Below are 17,862 nucleotides of genomic sequence, written 5' to 3' on the forward strand. Positions count from 1 at the left end.
TACGGCCAAGAGCAAGAAATCAACATCAGCGCAAAAGCGGGTGACGATATCGAAGAGCTTGCGACTTACATTAACGGCCAAACTGACCTAGTGAAAGCATCAGTAGACCAAGACGGTAAACTGCAAATCTTCGCTGGCAACAACAAAGTTGAGGGCGAGGTCGAGTTTTCAGGCGGTCTATCTGGTGAACTAGGCTTAGGCGAAGGCAAAAAAGTAACAGTAGATACTATCGACGTAACCTCAGTTGGTGGCGCACAAGAATCTGTTGCTATCATCGATGCGGCACTGAAATACGTAGACAGCCACCGCGCAGAGCTAGGTGCATTCCAGAACCGTTTCAACCACGCAATCAGCAACTTGGACAACATTAACGAGAACGTGAATGCGTCGAAGAGCCGTATCAAAGATACAGATTTCGCGAAAGAAACGACGGCAATGACCAAATCACAAATTCTATCGCAAGCGTCAAGCTCAATCCTTGCGCAAGCGAAACAAGCGCCTAACTCAGCGCTAAGTCTGCTAGGTTAATCAATTTAACAAAGCAAGAAACCAAAGCCAGGCTCATCCCTGGCTTTTTGCTTATTGGCTATAACGATTCAGATGTGTCCTGACAGTATGTTCGATAAGGCATTCATATCGATTAGATGATCTCTTTAAATTCCAATGTTTCTGCGATGGTGGCGCAGAGACACCTGAGTCAAGCAGCTGCGCAAAATGTTGAGTCACAACGCAACCTAACTTCGGGGTTTCGAATCAACTCGGCGAGCGATGATGCGGCAGGTTTACAGATATCGAATACTCTCCATGTACAAACGAGAGGGCTTGATGTCGCCTTAAGAAATGCGCACGACGCTTTTTCTGTTGCTCAAACAGCGGAGGGAGCATTGCACGAAAGCAGTGACATATTGCAACGCTTACGCTCTCTGGGGCTTCAAGCAGCAAACGGCAGTTATGACTCAAGTGATCGGCAAAGTATTCAATATGAGGTCGTAGCGCTGCAAGATGAGCTTGATCGTGTCGCGATCACGACAACATTTGCGGATAAAAACCTGTTTGATGGATCTTACGGTTCACAAAGTTTCCATATTGGCGCGAACGCTAATTCAATCTCTTTGACGTTACGTAACATGCGTAGCCATATCCCAGAGATGGGAGGGCAGCATTATGTTGGTGATGCGGTCGATAAAGATTGGCGAGTCACTAAAGATAACCAAACCCTAAAAGTCGAATACCAAGACAGTAAAGGGCAAACCCAAACGGAATCCATTGGACTCAAATTGGGTGACCGTATAGAACAGGTCGCCACTTACATCAATGCTCAACAATCGATAGTGAATGCTTCAGTAACGGAAAACAACGAACTGCAATTCTTCGCTTCTACGATGAAGGCGCCAGAGGGTGTGGTTCTCGATGGGAGTTTAGCGGATGAGCTTGATGTGAGCGCTAGTCAATTAGTCACAATGGATGACATCGATATGTCGACGGCAGGTAAGGCGCAGCTTTCAATTGGGGTGATTGATGCAGCAATTAAGTATGTTGATTCGCACCGGAGTGAAATTGGCAGCTTTCAGAACCGTGTAAACGGCTCGATGGATAACTTAAATACTGTGAATCGGAGTGTTACAGAATCCAAGAGTCGAATAAGAGATACAGACTTCGCAAGAGAATCTACGGAAATGGTGCGTTCTCAAGTGCTCCAAGATGCGACAACTGCATTACTCGCTCAAGCGAAGCAAAGGCCGAGCTCAGCACTAGGCTTGCTCAGTTGAACGTGTTTCAGCGATGCACATCGCTCAGAAAAAAGTCAGATAATAAAAAACGCTGCCATTGGCAGCGTTTTTTTCGTGTTCGATTAAGTAAAAATTACTTAGTTACACGTAGAACTGGAGTTTCACCAACAGTTACAGAACCAGAAAGCTTGTTTAGCTCTTTGATTTCGTCCATGTTAGAGATAACAACTGGAGTTAGCGTTGACTTCGCTTTCTCTTCTAGAAGAGCTAGATCGAATTCAATTACAGTGTCGCCAGCTTTAACAGTTTGACCTTCTTCAGCGATACGCGTGAAGCCTTCGCCTTTTAGTTCAACTGTGTCGATACCGAAGTGAACGAAAAGCTCAACACCGTCGTCAGACTCGATAGAGAACGCATGGTTAGTTTCGAAGATCTTACCGATAGTACCGTTTACAGGAGCTACCATTTTGTTGCCTGCTGGCTTGATAGCAATACCGTCACCAACGATTTTCTCAGCGAAAACAACATCTGGCACGTCTTCGATGTTTACAATCTCACCAGAAAGTGGCGCGATGATTTCGATAGCACCAGCGTCAGCGCTGTCATCAGATACAAGCTTCTTAAGTTTGTCAAACAGACCCATTGTGTCATGCTCCTAAGGTTTGGTTTTATTCTGTCGAATTATAGTATACCAATATAGCTCATTAGACGACTTTTTTCGCCGTCTAATGGCCATTAAGTATTGAATTACTTGGTACTACCGATTACTGAGCTTTCTCAGCAATAAACTTTTCTACCACGGCTTCGATTTCTTCTGCTGTCGGTAGAGAAAGGGCTTCTTCAGCCATTGCTTTCACTTCTGCGAAGTTAGAGTTACGAACTACTTTCTTCACTTTAGGGATAGAGATACCGCTCATTGAGAACTCGTCCAGACCCATACCTAGAAGTAGAAGTGTTGCACGCTCGTCACCTGCAAGTTCACCACACATACCAGTCCATTTACCTTCTGCGTGAGAAGCGTCGATAACTTGCTTGATCACTGTAAGTACAGCTGGTGATAGTGGGTTGTATAGGTGAGAAATCATCTCGTTACCACGGTCAACCGCTAGTGTGTACTGAGTTAGGTCGTTTGTACCGATAGAGAAGAAAGACACTTCCTTCGCTAAGTGGTGTGCGATCGCAGCAGCAGCAGGAGTTTCAACCATAACACCGATTTCGATGTTTTCGTCGAACGCGTGGCCTTCAGCGCGTAGCTCTTCTTTGTACTCTTCGATCGCTTTCTTAAGCTCACGGATTTCTTCGACAGAGATGATCATTGGGAACATGATACGCAGTTTGCCGTGTGCAGAAGCACGTAGAATGCCACGTAGCTGATCACGAAGGATTTCACGACGATCCAGACTGATACGTACAGCGCGCCAGCCTAGGAATGGGTTCATCTCTTTTGGAAGATCCATGTATGGGAGATCTTTATCGCCGCCGATATCCATAGTACGGATGATCACAGCTTGACCGTTCATTGCTTCCGCAACTTCTTTGTACGCTTGGTACTGTTCTTCTTCAGTTGGTAGCGCAGTACGGTCCATAAATAGGAATTCAGTACGGTACAGACCAACACCTTCACCGCCGTTACGAAGGATACCGTCACAGTCTTTCACTGTACCGATGTTACCGCAAACTTCTACACGGTGACCGTCAGTCGTTTCTGCGTGTAGGTCTTTCAGTTTCGCTAGCTCTTCTTTTTCAGCTAGGAATGCTGCTTTAACCGCTTTCGCTTCTTCTAGCTCAGCTTCTGATGGGTTAACAACAATCTTGTTGTTCATTGCGTCAAGAATCAGCATGTCGCCATTCTTAACTTTCTTCGTGATGTCGTTAGTACCAACGATAGCTGGAAGCTCAAGTGAGCGAGCCATGATTGAAGTGTGAGATGTACGACCGCCGATATCACAAGCAAAACCAAGCACGTAGTCTAGGTTGATTTGTGCAGTTTCAGATGGCGTTAGGTCGTAAGCAACAAGAATTACTTCTTCGTTGATATCGCTAAGCGAAACAATGTTGATGCCTAGTGCGTTCTTAACAAAACGAGAACCGATATCGCGGATGTCAGTTGCACGCTCTTTTAAGTATTCGTCGTCTAGAGACTCAAGAGCACATGCTTGCTCTTCGATCACTGAGTGGATAGCGTGATCAGCAGTCATCTTGTCGTTTTTGATAAGTGCTAGGATTTCCTCTTCTAGCTCTTCGTCTTCAAGAAGCATGATGTGACCTTCAAAGATCGCTTCTTTTTCTTCGCCAAACGTTTCAAGCGCTTTTTGCTTGATAGTTTCTAGCTGAGCTGCAGATTTGTTACGAGCGTCAAAGAAACGCTGAACTTCAGCTTCTACTTGATCGTCAGAAATAGTGTTTGTGTTTAGGACAATTTCATCTTCTTGAAGTAGTAGTGCTTTACCGATTGCAATACCAGGAGATGCTAGGATGCCTGAAATCATAGCCTTACCTTAAGTTTGGTCAACTTTATAAAACGGGAGAATAATGGGTGCGCTAACGAATAGTTTTAGCTTAGTTTTGAGCCTATTTCCAACGAAGCCATTTTGCTTTCACAAAATGGCTTCTGGAGTAGGAGACCGGATTAGTGTAGTTGGTCCATTAGAGCAACTAGGTGGTCAACTGCTTGCTGAGCTTGTGGGCCTTCAGCAGAAATAGTAACTTGAGTACCTTTTACTAGGCCTAGTGTTTGTAGTTTGAACAGGCTCTTAGCGCTAGCGCTTTTACCGTTAGAAGTCACAGTGATGTCTGCGTCGAATGCTTTTGCTTCTTTAACAAACTGTGCAGCTGGACGAGTGTGAAGGCCGTTTTCTGCTGTGATTTCTACTTGCTTCTCGTACATGTGATATACCCCAATAAATGTATTTTTTTGTTAGTTTGTGACCAGATTTTAGCTTAACTGCTTTACATCTTGTGCGCTAGCACGGGAAGAGTTCAAAGCGCGTCAGTTCTGATACTAGTCAAAAGTTTGGTAACTACGCAACTGTTTGCGTGCGTAATCACTTTGAAACCTTTTTGTGTTCTGCTTCTTTATTTTGAAGCTAGAAATAAAACACCCTGATATTACCAAAGGTAGGGCAGGGATCAACAAAAAAGCCCCTAAACGGGGCTTTTTTAAACTAAAAATTGATTTGAACACATATTATTGTTGGTTCTCTTTTTCGGTAAAGATACCTGCAAAGAGTGCTGTACTTAGGTAACGCTCACCGGAACTTGGCAAGACAGTTACAATTGTTTTTCCTTCAAATTCAGGTAGTTCCGCAAGTCGGTTCGCTGCAACAACCGCTGCGCCAGATGAGATACCAGCTAGGATACCTTCCTCTTCCATTAGGCGACGAGCCATCTCAATCGCTTCTTCTGAGGTAACTTGCTCAACACGGTCAATAATGTCTAAATCGAGGTTACCAGGGATGAAACCAGCACCGATACCTTGAATTTTGTGTGGGGCAGGTTGGATTTCTTCGCCAGCAAGTGCTTGTGCAATAACCGGAGACTCTGCTGGCTCAACTGCAACAGAAGTGATGGCTTTGCCTTTTTCACCTTTGATGTAACGGCTTGTACCTGTGATAGTACCGCCCGTACCAACACCAGCAACGAATACGTCGATTTCACCGTCTGTCGCTTCCCAAATCTCAGGGCCCGTAGTCTTTTCGTGGATTTCTGGGTTCGCTGGGTTGTCAAATTGTTGAAGAAGTAGGTACTTCTCAGGGTTGCTTGCTACGATTTCTTCTGCTTTAGCAATCGCCCCTTTCATGCCTTTCGCCGCTTCAGTCAGCTCAAGGTTCGCGCCTAGTGCTTTTAGTAGCTTACGGCGTTCTAGGCTCATTGATTCAGGCATGGTCAATGTTAGCTTGTAACCGCGAGCAGCCGCTACGAATGCTAGAGCAACACCAGTGTTACCACTGGTAGGTTCTACAAGCTCTACACCTGGCTTAAGAAGGCCCGCTTTCTCTGCTTCCCAAATCATGTTTGCACCGATACGGCACTTAACACTGAAGCTAGGGTTACGCGCTTCAATTTTTGCGAGAACTTTGCCTTTACTTACTTTGTTTAGACGAACGAGAGGTGTATTACCAATAGTAAGAGAGTTATCTTCGTAGATTTTGCTCATAGTGATGTTCCTTCATTACACGTTGTGTGAATATGGATAGAAGAATATGCGGTATGAAAAAAAGGGAAAAGGATTAAAAAGTTATATCTTATTAGGTTGGCCCAGAACTTGATAAAAGAAAAGGGAAAAGCTGGCGCTGATCCCTTTCCTTAATCTCTAATCGACTATCGTTGGTGCTTAAACTCCGCGACCCACATAGCGGTTGCACCACATATTGCTACAGGCATGACAATGAGGTTCAAAATTGGGATCGTCGTAAACACAGACACCAATACCCCAAAGCCATAGGCCTTACCTTGCTTTTGTTTCAATTTGTAACGCATGTCGTTAAATGGGATTTTATGGTTATCAAACGGGTAGTCACAATATTGAATCGCGAGCATCCAGGCGGTAAAGATAAACCATAAAAATGGGCCTACTGTTTGTCCAAGGGCAGGGATGAGCAATAACAGGAATAGGCCTATTGCTTTAGGTAAAATGTAAAGGAGCTTTCTCCACTCACGAGCTAAAACGCGAGGAACATCTTTCAGGACGGCAGTGAAACCATCATCATTTACTTTTTGTCCCGTTAAGTACTCTTCCACTTTTTCAGCCAAGAGGCCATTGAATGGCGCGGCGATAAAGTTCGCGAGCGTGCTGAAAAAATAGGAGAAGGTAGCGAGTATCGTCAGAGCGAGTAAAGGCCAAAGAATGTAAGTTAACCAGGATAAAAACTCAGGCAGCTGCCCAATCCAGCCTTCTATCCATATATTAAGGTTTGAAAATAGATAGAAGATGGCACCACCTACAAGCAAGATATTTGCAAGTAGAGGTAAGATGACAAAGCGCCTGATTTTAGGGGCAAGTGCCAATTGTATCCCGTATAGAAAATAACCGAACCCGGTTCTCTGCTGATTGTTTTGCTTCATGTCTATTTTGGCTTCGTGTAAATGAAAACTCATTGTACCTGTGAGGACTTTTCTTTCAATGCCCTGACAAATGACGTCTTGTTAAGTGGAATCGTGGCAAGAATCACAACAAAAAACGGAACTTCTTGCATTAAGTTGTTCTAAATCTACATATAGTTTTGGTAAAGTAAACGTATCATTCAGATTTATTGCACTTGGGTTGCTGCTCAAGGAACTGCGAGTAGTAAAAACAAGTATATTGAGAGTAAATAATGCAGGAATTGCGATTCGTACTCATTGTTGTTGGCGCATTAGCCATCGCGGCATTACTGTTTCATGGTTTATGGAGCAGTAAAAAAGAAGGCAAAGCAAAGTTTGGTAACAAGCCACTTGGTAAGCTGGATGTTAACCAAGAAGACAAAAATGATCTTGTTGAGAAAGAACGAGACTTCGCTCCCGCTCCTGAAGATGACTTTGAGATCATTCGCAAAGATCGCAAAGAACCAGATTTTGGGATGGCGAGCTCTTTCGACAACAAGTTTGAATCTGACCCGTTATTCGGTGGTCCATCTGAAGTCAAACAGACGCAGCAGGAGCCGGATGACATCCCTTCATTTGTTGCAGAAAAAGATAAAGAAGAGGACGTTGAGCCTGTTGTTCAAGCAACAGTAGCTGAAGAGCCATTCCAGCCCGCTGTGGAAGAAGACGCTATTCCCGCCGCGTTTGATATTACGGAGAAAGAACAGCAAGTCGAAACGGTTAGTGAGCCTGTCGTTGCAGAGCCTAAGGAAGAGCCAAAGCCAGAACCTGAAATGCAAGTGATTGTATTGAATGTGCACTGTGCTGGTGAAGAGCCATTTGTTGGTACTGCTTTATTTGAAAGTATGCAACAAAACGGTCTAATTTATGGCGAGATGGATATTTTCCATCGTCATGTTGACTTGTCCGGTAACGGCAAAGTGCTGTTTAGCGTCGCTAATATGATGCACCCTGGTACGTTTGAGCATGCTGATCCTGCTGAGTTTACAACGAAGGGTATTTCATTCTTCATGACATTGCCTTGTTATGGCGAGGCTGAACAGAACTTCAACTTAATGCTCCGAACTGCGCAGCAAATTGCTGATGACTTAGGTGGTAACGTACTTGATGACCAGCGCAACTTAATGACGCCAGATCGTTTAGCATCTTATCGACGTCAAATAGTTGAGTTTAATGCCGCTAACGCATAATCTTAACAGCAAATAATAATAGGGCTCCGGATGGAGCCCTTTTTCTTGGATTTCCCAACCTCACCGATTGAAAATACACGGGGCTTTACTATGTCTGAATCAGTACTTCAGCGACTAGAAGAACTAAAAGAGTCGTTGCATTACCACGCTGTGCGTTACTACGTGGAAGATAACCCAGAGATCCCTGATGCCGAGTACGACCGTTTAATGCGAGAGTTACTGGATATTGAAGCTGAGAACCCTGACTTAATAACCGTAGACTCGCCAAGCCAACGTGTCGGTGGACAACCTCTCTCTGCGTTTAGCCAAGTGACACATGAAGTACCGATGCTTTCGCTTGATAACGCGTTTGATGATAGTGAACTTGATAGTTTCCACAAGCGCGCACAAGAGCGCGTGGGCAGCCAGAGTGTGAAAGAATACTGTTGTGAGCCTAAATTGGATGGACTCGCCGTAAGTTTGTTATATGAGAATGGCGTATTAGTTCAGGCGGCCACTCGAGGCGATGGTACTACGGGTGAAAACATCACAGAGAATGTGCGTACGATTAAAGCCATTCCTTTAAAACTCAGAGGTAATGACTGGCCAAATCGTCTTGAAGTTCGTGGTGAAGTCTTTATGCCGAAAGTTGGGTTTGAAAAGCTCAATGAATTAGCAAGGAAGAAAGGCGAGAAAATCTTTGTTAATCCACGTAACGCTGCGGCAGGTAGCTTACGACAATTGGATTCACGTATTACGGCTTCTCGTCCGCTTAGCTTCTATGCATACAGTGTAGGCGTGGTGCAAGGCGCAGAATTGGCAGCAAGTCATTACGAACGCTTTTTGCAAATCAAATCTTGGGGACTGCCAATGTGTCCGGAAACTAAGCGAGTTGAAAGCTTGGCGGATGTAAAAGCTTACTACCAAGATATATTGCAGCGTCGTGATGCCCTCCCTTATGAGATCGATGGTGTCGTTATTAAAATTGACGATATTGCCGTGCAAGAGCGTCTGGGGTTTGTTGCTCGCGCTCCACGTTGGGCGATTGCCTACAAGTTCCCAGCACAGGAAGAAATGACGACACTGAATGAAGTGGAGTTCCAAGTCGGTCGCACTGGTGCGATTACACCTGTTGCTAAACTAGAGCCTGTATTTGTTGGCGGGGTAACGGTAAGTAATGCGACGCTTCATAACGCAGATGAGATAGAACGTCTGCAGGTCAAGATTGGTGATCACGTTGTGATCCGCCGTGCTGGCGATGTTATTCCGCAAGTCGTATCTGTCATCAAAGAGCGTCGACCAGAAACAGCTCGAGATATTGTTTTCCCAACTCAGTGTCCTGTTTGTGGTTCGCATGTTGAGCGGATCGAAGGAGAAGCGGTAACACGTTGTATGGGGGGCTTAGTTTGCCAAGCCCAACGCAAACAAGCGCTAAAACACTTTGTTTCTCGTAAAGCGTTAGACGTTGACGGTTTAGGCGATAAAGTGATCGAGCAGCTTGTTGATCGTGAGATGGTGAAAACTCCTGCTGACTTATTTAAGTTATCAGCGGGGATTTTAACCGTACTAGATCGCATGGGGCCAAAGTCTGCGCAGAATATTGTGAATGCGTTAGAAAAATCCAAAGAAACAACTTTACCTCGGTTTTTGTATTCACTGGGGATCCGTGAAGTTGGCGAGGCAACCGCAGCAAACTTAGCAATGCACTTTAAAACGTTGGGAGCGATCCAAAATGCTACCGAAGAGCAGTTGATTGAAGTGCAAGACATCGGTGCTGTGGTTGCTCAACATATCACGACTTTCTTTAGTGAAGAACAGAACCAAGCGGTGGTTAAAGATTTGCTTGAACAAGGAATTCATTGGCCAGAGATTAATACTACTGAGCAGGTGGGGGAATTACCATTAGAAGGTAAAACAGTAGTATTAACGGGAACACTTTCTCAACTGGGGCGTACAGAAGCCAAAGAAGCCCTCCAAGCACTGGGGGCTAAAGTGACGGGTAGTGTTTCTAAGAAAACCGATATTTTGTTTGCTGGTGAAAATGCAGGTTCGAAGCTCGCAAAGGCACAAGAACTGGGTATCGAAATTAAAACAGAACAAGACTTACTCGAATTGATGAATTAAGTCTTCTCAAAAAAGCTAAAAAATAACTAAAAGCCCCGTATGGTAAGCATGCGGGGCTTTTTCTTGTTCATAATTAAGTGTTTTTTTATTGAGTAATTGATGCCTTTGTTCTTTTCAGTGATCAAGATCGAACCTTGGGTTATTGGTTTTTTTGGCTTTTTTAGTCTGCGAGTGACTTCAAGTTGATACTTTCAGGCTAAATTTAAATGTTTGATTTTAAATGATATTTTGTTGAGTTGTGTTGGTGTTGTTAAAAATAAGATCTGGATCAATAAGTTATATGGAACTTTGGAGTGGCTCATATTTTTTTAGAAAAAAAATAAGTTCCATTTGGATGTTTTTAGCTGCGAAGTTAGTCTTAATCACGTGGATACACGGTGTGTATGCAGGAACTAAAAAAGCCAAATTAGAAATAATGAGGTTTGATCAGGAATTTACTTCTCTCCTTCGGCGGCCAACTAAAGGTGAGATAGAAAAATACAGCTATATCCATTTTTAGGAGTTTTTCCATGGACAAATTTTTTAAGGTTTCAGCGTTAACCGCAGCAATGTTTGGTGTTGTTGCTGTCGCTCCAGCTACAGCGTCTACTGAAAGTGCAGCAGGTGGCGAGTACGTAGAGAAAGTGAACGAATTTATGCAAGACTCAAGTCTGAATGCATTATTCATAGTTGATACTCGTTCACGAACTCGTACAACAGGTAAGCCCGGCGGTGAAAATGGTGACCGTTGGAGTCGTCTAAACTACTCTTCTTACAACGCAATTTTAGACTTCACTTCTGGCTACCACGATGGTTGGGTGGGCGCAGATGTTGCGGCTTACTACTCTGGCGATCTTTACAACGATAGTCTTTACAATTCAAACGAAGGCTACCTATGTAACGAAATCTCAACTTGTAACAACCTAGACTGGGGTGCAGGTGATGGTCAGCAGCTTAAAGTTTACAAAGCAGCGCTGAAATTCAAAGCAAACGAAAACTTTAATGCTCGTTTCGGTATGTTACAGGCTGGTGGTAACGGTACAATCGGTAACGTTTGGAGCTTTGTACCTGGTACTTACCGTGGTTTCGAACTAAACGCTAAACTTGGTGATTTCAACCTAAGCTACTTTGGCGCAGACCAATTTACAGCACCTTGGCTGCTTCACGAAGATGATTACGCACCAGCGCTTTGGTCTGACACTTCATGGAGCTACCTACACTCTCTAGGCCTAAACGGTAACCTAACTGACAGCTTGTTTATGCAACTTGGTTTGGGTCAAGCTACTGGCGTTCAATATGCAAATGGTGTTGACTGGGGTGCAGGTCAAGTAACTAGCTACCACAACGAAACTGACAACACTTCTTACAAGGCTTACTTGAAGTACACTGTTAGTGACCGTACAACTCTAGCATTTGATTTCTACGGTGTTGACGATGATGTGAAATACGATGGTCTAGGTTTCCACACTGGTCTATCTTTGAATCAATCTTTCGGCAAGCTAGCTTGGATGTCTGAGTTGCGCTACACAGACACAGATAACCGTGCGGACTTCGTTCCTCGTACTATTCATACATATGGTATGAACAATGGTACTTGGTCTCAGTGGTGGGACGCGCTGTCTGACTGGAACAAAGCGGGTGAGCTAGCATGGTACAACCGTCTATCTTACAACCAAGGTAACGGCTGGAACTACTACCTAGGCTTTGGTTACGGTACTGGCGCTGACTCTGCAGCAAGCGGAGCATCAGGTGACTGGGATTACGAAAGCGAATACGCAGTTAACGCAACAGTATCTTACTCACTACAAAGTGGCGCGCTTAAAGGTTCTACCATTCGTTTACACGGTACAATCCTAGAACGTGATGAGTACGCAGGTGCTGGCGATGCGGATGAAACAGACTTACGTCTACAAGTTCTTATCCCTTACAGCTTCCACTAATACTTAATTAGATAATAAAAGGAGCCGCTAGGCTCCTTTTCTATTTCACTTCTCGGCCGTCGTATATTTTGCAATATAACGGTGGCAACATATGTACATTACCGTTTGGCAACTCACACTTTATCTCTGGGCCTAACGTACGACCACCGGATGCACCATTAGCATGAGTGGTTAACGGAATTATGGCAAAAGATATTACTAATAGACCAGATAAAAATCTCATAATAATCACCTTAATATAAACTTTAAATATCTACGTGCTTGTATAAACCGTGACTACGCAGAAAGGCAAGGTTGAATAGGGCTCTTATATCAAACTAAGCTCTTACTTCTTTACTATTCCCATTCCCCACCTCTAAATCGACACATTTCACTTGGAATATTCGTAACGTCGCCACTTGGCATCTTACATTCGACTATAGGTCCCAAATTAGTTGTACCGCCGTTTCCGTTGTTGTAGGCAAAGGAAGAAAAAGAAAAAATACCGCACAACATTAAAAAGAGAAGCTTATTCATAGTACATCCTCTTACTTACCAAATAAAAAGCACTCAACTTAAATGCTTATGCGTTAAGTATGTATCCGAGGATAAAAAGATCAAAAAATAATTCAATAAAGTTTTATTTTTTAAAATAAATTTAGATCGATAATTTACCTAAATATATTTCTATCTTATTGATTGTCGTGTGTTGAATAATTAAATAATAGGAAATGGTAGGTAGGGTATTAATAATATTACTAATACTTATTTTTTTCTCGATTTTAATTAAGGTAATGAAATGAAAGCAGTTGTTTAGATTAAAGTAATGGAGCATGATTTGCCCCATTACTTTGGCATAAATTAATTAGAATCAGGCTCAATGATTAAAATAATACCTTCAACATCGGTGATTCTTACGCGGGTACCGGCTGGAAGTGCTTGATCCGATTGTGCGGACCATGTGGTATCGGCTACCTTGATGCGATTGAGCCCGACGGAAAAGTCTTCTTCAAGGATAAGAGTACGCCCAATTAACTGCTTGTACTTTTGGTTCAGATCTCTTTCTTGGTCTTCTTGCTTGTCTTTAGACCATTGTCGTCGCCACCAAAGCCAGGTGGTGATTAAGCTGAAGCTTGCAAAGCAAAGCCATTGTAATTGCCAGCTCATTGGCAAAACGGTCATGATTGCTCCAACGATAAGTGCAGACACCCCGAGCCAGAGAAAATACCCTGCGGTACCAAGTAGCTCAACTGCTAAAAGAGCAAAGCCAAACGCTAGCCAATGCCAGAAAGAGATACCTTCCAGCAAACTAAAAAAGTCCATAAATTATTCTTTACCTTGCTGTTTAAACATTTCTGCTATCCCTGCAACCGAGCCCATTAGTCCGGTTGCTTCTAATGGAAGCATAATGATTTTACCATTTTCGGCTTGACCAATGCTCTTGATCGCTTCGGTATAACCCTGTGCAATGAAGTAATTGACGGCTTGCATGTCACCTTTTGCAATGGCTTCGGAAACCATGTAAGTCGCTTTTGCTTCTGCTTGCGCGGCACGCTCACGTGCTTCTGCATGGAGAATAGCAGACTGCTTTTCGCCTTCAGCTTTTAATATCTCTGATTGTTTATGACCTTCGGCCTTTAATATCTCAGCTTGGCGAACTCCTTCTGCTTCAAGAATTTCCGCACGCTTATTACTTTTCCAGAATCTAATAAAAACGTGTCAAATTTTCTTAAATCATACGAGTTGTCGGAAGACAAAAAAGTCTAATCAATTTCTATCAAGGTTTTGGCGGATAGGCGACACCCGTTACCGAGTGCCGCCCTCCTTAGAACCGTACGTGCAACTTTCACTGCATAAGGCTCAAGCCTCCACAAAGGCGTACTAAGTTACCCACCTGCCATTAAGGCAGATTTTGCAATACACACCCAAAGCTTTAATACGTGCAATCAACAGCTTTCCAATTACAGGATTACCATAGAGCGCAGTAAGAAGATGCACTAACTTCAAATGAAGTCATCATTTGCGTTTCTTCATAAATAAAGTTCTTCAAGTTTTCTTGCAACGGGAGACCAACTGGAAGTGGGCCCACTTTCGTGCCAGACATAAGTCTGTATCTGCATCATTACAATACAGCATTCGCTTTCTCCAGTATCCTCTACCTGCACAACTATCGGCAGTCTTCACAGACCGCTTTCCCAGAGGGAGCAATACAGGCTTACCCTGTTCCGTATGTCACGCAATATCAGTTTAGATGCCCACTATAATGCGGAGAGCGTATCGATCACGAAAGAGTATTGTCCAACCTCCTTCCTACTCTCGTACCTTTTGGTCACAGCGCATTAACCACTTCCGCTGTTTCATCGTATAACGCATCTTACATGGATTCACTTTCATTCATCATGCTGACACCCTAGCACTTACCCAAATTGTGGTTTTCAGGAGGAACATCTTCTCGCGATTCTGTTCCCGTTCAGTGGTTCACTGAACTTCGTTACATTGTCAGGCTCGCTGCTTTATTCAGAGCCTTAGGGTCATCTGGTGATACAGATGGTGCACTCATATAGCGGTGAACAGCGCTTCATACGACTTCAGGTCGCACGGACATAAATGAGTCAGTGGCTTTGCAAAATTCAAATTAACTCAACTATGGAAAATCCTAATAAACAAACTAAAAGACCTACCTTCCCACTCACTATAAAATCGTCACTACTTATCAGGAATTGACCGTCATTTCATTTCCCGATAATCTCAATTGTAAAACAGTTGCTTATCAACAAATTTAATAATTAGCTGAGCATTCGATCCCATGACGACTTCCAAAATCGATCTGAACGACCTACACGACAAGAACATAAACTATTTGATTGGTGCAGGTGCATCAGCAGATCTATTCCCTACGCTTGCGTTAAAGATGAAGACCGATGGCAAAAAGGAAACCATTGAAACGTTAGCAACTGAGTTCGATAAGACTGGAGCCGAACACCTCAAAGCCTTACTGTTCATGTACTACTACGAGGAATGCATCAAGCCTGTTAGTTCTGTTGATTTCACACACTTGGATGATAAAGAGCAAGTAGTAATTGATAATTATAAGAAGTTCATGAAATTGAACCTTGAAATACTTCGTAGAAAACGGGGTTACGACAGAAAGATTAATTTCTTTACTACGAACTATGACTCCTGCCTTGCCTATGCAGCAGATGAACTCTACGAAGAAAAATCCATTCGATTTAACATCAACGACGGTTCTCGGGGCTTCCATAAGAAAATTGTTGAGGCTCGTAACTTCGATTGCATGACTACTGAATCAGGTATCTTCGACAGAAATAAAGAAGTCCAACGACAAATCAACCTTATTCATCTTCACGGCTCAGCATTTTGGCGTAAGCACAACGATTCTATCCTTGTCGACTACTCATCTGCGGAGCAAATCGTTTCTGAACGTTCAATTGACAGCATTTACTATAGCGACTTCAAAGGTATGTTGGAAAGCGGTAAAGACAGCGTAGAATCGTTATACTCCATCGACATTGACGAGTCTCACGAGAATACGTTTAATCTTACTCAGCACCAATTCTACGAAGAATACAACCAACTCCCTATCGTGAACCCTACAAAATGGAAGTTCCACGAAACAGTATTTGAAGAACACTATTACCAAATGCTGCGCCACCTCAGTTACGAGTTAGAAAAACCAAATAGCGTATTGATTACTTTCGGATTCTCTTTTGCTGATGAGCACATCAGGAACTTGATTAAGCGTTCACTGGCAAACCCTACTCTACAGGTATACATCTGTTGCTACAGAGAAACCATGATCCCTGAGTTGCAGAAATATTTCTCTGACTTCAATAACATCAAATACATTGTCCATGAAGAAGGCAAAGCATTAGATTTCTCTTACTTCAATTCTCACGTCCTAACACTTGGTGAGGATGACGCATGAGCATCTTCATTGGTGAGGTAACAGCGGTAAATGGAATTCAAATTACGTTGACCGTTGATGAGACATCGAACAAAGACACCATTTTCTATGAAGGTCAGCGTTACAAAGGTATCTCTATCAGAGAGTACGTTGCTATTCAGCGTGGTTTCCGTGATATTGTGTGTATCGTTGAGGGTGAGTACTTAGATGAAACACGTTTCCAAGAGAACACCGATAGAATCGAGTACGTCCGAAAAGTGCATGTTCGCCCGATTGGCTACATTGAAAATGGAAAGTTCTTTGAAGGCATCAAGTTCTTACCGTTAATCCGTGACCCTGCATTCCTCTTACCTGAGCAAACCCTTAAAACGGTTTACTCATCTAGTGCTGAATCAGATTTCTGCATTGGATTATTGTTAAAAGAAGGGATTGAAATATCTCTACCTTGGCAAAAACTGTTTAATACTCACATTGGTATTTTCGGTAACACTGGTAGCGGTAAATCGAATACTCTGACGAAACTCTTCACTACTTTGTTCGATGAAAAGCATGAGCAAATCAAACCTGTCAGTAAGTTTGTATTGCTTGATTTCAATGGTGAGTACACCAAAGATCAGATTGTTTCTTCTTCTGAAAAAAACGTTATTGACCTCAACACTGATAAAGCAAAACATCAATTCCCGCTAGCAGATCACGAATTTTGGAACGCAGAGACTCTTTCTATTCTTTTTCAAGCCACTCCGAATACACAAAAACCTTTTATAAGCAGTGTATTGAGAGGGCGTGAAAAATATAAAGATTCTCCAAATAGTTTGTTACGCTATATCAAAGAAACGATTAGGTTCTGTTTTGTATCAACATCACAGAAGCCAGAAACTCTCGACTTGTTAAAACGAGTGGTTGGAGCGATCAATGGTCAAGGTGTATTAACAAGGCTAGAAAACATTATCTGGCATTCGAAACAAAATAAATTCAAATACGAACCGATGCATAATGCTTTCTTCGATACGCAAGAGCGGTATACCGAGATACTTGAACCATACGTGTCCAACATCACTCTTGATGAATTATCTCCGTTCGCAGAGTTCACACTACGCTGTGAGTTAAAACTCATTTGGGATGTTATGTATGGCTCCGTTCAATTTGAACACATTCAACCGCTTCTAAAACGTGCGGAATCATCTCTCAACGGACTATCCAAAGTAATTAAAGTTAAACCTAGTGATGAAGAGGATGGAGATGAAGATCAGGCACTAACCGTCATTTCACTGCGCAACTGCAACCAAGACGTGAAGAAAATCATCCCACTTCTTGTTACGAAGCACTATTACAATTCTCACAAAAAACAGGTTAAGGAAAGCCCACCAGAAAAGACACTGCACCTAATCATTGATGAAGCACATAACATCCTTTCTCAGCAATCAGTACGTGAACAGGCCAACTGGAAAGACTATCGTTTAGAGCTGTTTGAAGAATTGATCAAGGAAGGTCGCAAGTTCGGTATCTTCCTGACGTTATCGAGTCAACGTCCTGCTGATATATCGGCAACGATTATGTCTCAATTGCATAATTTCTTTATCCATCGTTTAGTTAACGACCGTGATTTGTTCTTGCTGGATAACACCATAAGTACATTAGATTCTGTCTCTCGCTCGTTAATTCCGAACTTAGCAAAAGGCTCTTGTATAATCACTGGTACTTCGTTTGATTTACCTATGCTGATTCAAGTAGATGAGCTGAGCGATATCAGCAAACCTGACAGTAATGACGTTCTTTTAGATAACCTCTGGGCAGTTAAAACCGAAGAAGAGCCTACTTGGCCTCTGAATTAGTCTAGTATAGGGTTCTTCCTAGTTGTCTACATTTTCATTTCATCCGACACTTCGAAAAACGGAGCTGAACAAAGTCGTCCTAGACCTGATGTTCTAGGACGT

13 protein-coding genes and 1 pseudogene are annotated in these 17,862 nt (G+C 43.0%); 7 read left to right on the forward strand and 7 right to left on the reverse strand.

Annotated features, from left to right (window positions below; translation table 11 throughout):
- Together R7044_RS16520 and R7044_RS16525 are read left to right on the forward strand one after the other, a co-directional pair.
- Positions 1-528: flagellin (locus R7044_RS16520; protein WP_206946719.1), on the forward strand; the 528-nt coding region annotated here is incomplete at its 5' end.
- A gap of 116 nt (positions 529-644) precedes the next feature.
- Positions 645-1,769, forward strand: a complete 1,125-nt coding sequence (locus R7044_RS16525; RefSeq protein ID WP_213880673.1) for a flagellin — start codon at positions 645-647, stop codon at positions 1,767-1,769.
- Between the two features lie 94 nt (positions 1,770-1,863).
- Here the strand turns inward: R7044_RS16525 and crr are convergent, their stop codons facing one another.
- The 5 genes from crr to cysZ all read right to left on the reverse strand — a co-directional run bounded on the left by crr (position 1,864) and on the right by cysZ (position 6,794).
- On the reverse strand, positions 1,864-2,373 hold the full coding sequence (gene crr, locus R7044_RS16530; protein ID WP_005382041.1) for a PTS glucose transporter subunit IIA: 510 nt from the start codon (positions 2,371-2,373) through the stop codon (positions 1,864-1,866).
- Between the two features lie 121 nt (positions 2,374-2,494).
- Complete coding sequence (gene ptsI / locus R7044_RS16535) at positions 2,495-4,219, reverse strand: phosphoenolpyruvate-protein phosphotransferase PtsI (RefSeq protein ID WP_005389298.1); 1,725 nt, start codon at positions 4,217-4,219, stop codon at positions 2,495-2,497.
- 140 nt (positions 4,220-4,359) lie between these two features.
- Positions 4,360-4,617 (reverse strand): HPr family phosphocarrier protein, encoded by a 258-nt coding sequence (locus tag R7044_RS16540; RefSeq protein ID WP_005382043.1) that lies wholly within the window; start codon positions 4,615-4,617, stop codon positions 4,360-4,362.
- Positions 4,618-4,917: 300 nt separating this feature from the next.
- Positions 4,918-5,886 (reverse strand): cysteine synthase A, encoded by a 969-nt coding sequence (gene cysK, locus R7044_RS16545; RefSeq protein ID WP_005382045.1) that lies wholly within the window; start codon positions 5,884-5,886, stop codon positions 4,918-4,920.
- Between the two features lie 164 nt (positions 5,887-6,050).
- A complete protein-coding gene (gene cysZ / locus R7044_RS16550; RefSeq protein ID WP_025998633.1) occupies positions 6,051-6,794 on the reverse strand; it encodes a sulfate transporter CysZ in 744 nt (247 codons plus the stop codon).
- 251 nt (positions 6,795-7,045) lie between these two features.
- Here cysZ and zipA point away from each other — a divergent pair, with 251 nt between their 5' ends.
- The 3 genes from zipA to R7044_RS16565 all read left to right on the forward strand — a co-directional run bounded on the left by zipA (position 7,046) and on the right by R7044_RS16565 (position 12,024).
- The gene (zipA, locus tag R7044_RS16555) at positions 7,046-8,002 is read left to right on the forward strand and encodes a cell division protein ZipA (protein ID WP_005382051.1); all 957 of its coding nucleotides are present in this window, start codon (positions 7,046-7,048) and stop codon (positions 8,000-8,002) included.
- A gap of 90 nt (positions 8,003-8,092) precedes the next feature.
- Positions 8,093-10,105: an NAD-dependent DNA ligase LigA gene (ligA, locus tag R7044_RS16560; protein WP_017634827.1), complete on the forward strand. Its 2,013-nt coding sequence runs from the start codon at positions 8,093-8,095 to the stop codon at positions 10,103-10,105.
- Between the two features lie 509 nt (positions 10,106-10,614).
- Positions 10,615-12,024 (forward strand): hypothetical protein, encoded by a 1,410-nt coding sequence (locus tag R7044_RS16565; RefSeq protein ID WP_005382055.1) that lies wholly within the window; start codon positions 10,615-10,617, stop codon positions 12,022-12,024.
- 840 nt (positions 12,025-12,864) lie between these two features.
- Here R7044_RS16565 and R7044_RS16570 read toward each other — a convergent pair.
- Together R7044_RS16570 and R7044_RS16575 are read right to left on the reverse strand one after the other, a co-directional pair.
- Positions 12,865-13,326 carry an NfeD family protein gene (locus R7044_RS16570; RefSeq protein WP_047102904.1) on the reverse strand — a complete coding sequence of 154 codons (462 nt, stop codon included), beginning with the start codon at positions 13,324-13,326 and terminating at the stop codon, positions 12,865-12,867.
- Positions 13,327-13,329: 3 nt separating this feature from the next.
- A pseudogene (locus tag R7044_RS16575) lies at positions 13,330-13,695 on the reverse strand (SPFH/Band 7/PHB domain protein); the annotation flags it as partial.
- Between the two features lie 1,114 nt (positions 13,696-14,809).
- Between R7044_RS16575 and R7044_RS16580 the strand changes: the two are divergent.
- Entirely contained in the window at positions 14,810-15,949 is a 1,140-nt protein-coding gene (locus R7044_RS16580) for an SIR2 family protein (protein ID WP_222716742.1), read from the forward strand.
- Positions 15,946-17,760, forward strand: coding sequence for an ATP-binding protein (locus R7044_RS16585; RefSeq protein WP_222716741.1), 1,815 nt, complete (start codon positions 15,946-15,948; stop codon positions 17,758-17,760). The genes R7044_RS16580 and R7044_RS16585 overlap by 4 nt, the downstream gene beginning before the upstream one ends.
- The last annotated feature ends 102 nt before the right edge of the window (positions 17,761-17,862 follow it).

This window comes from Vibrio sp. 1402, from assembly GCF_033340275.1.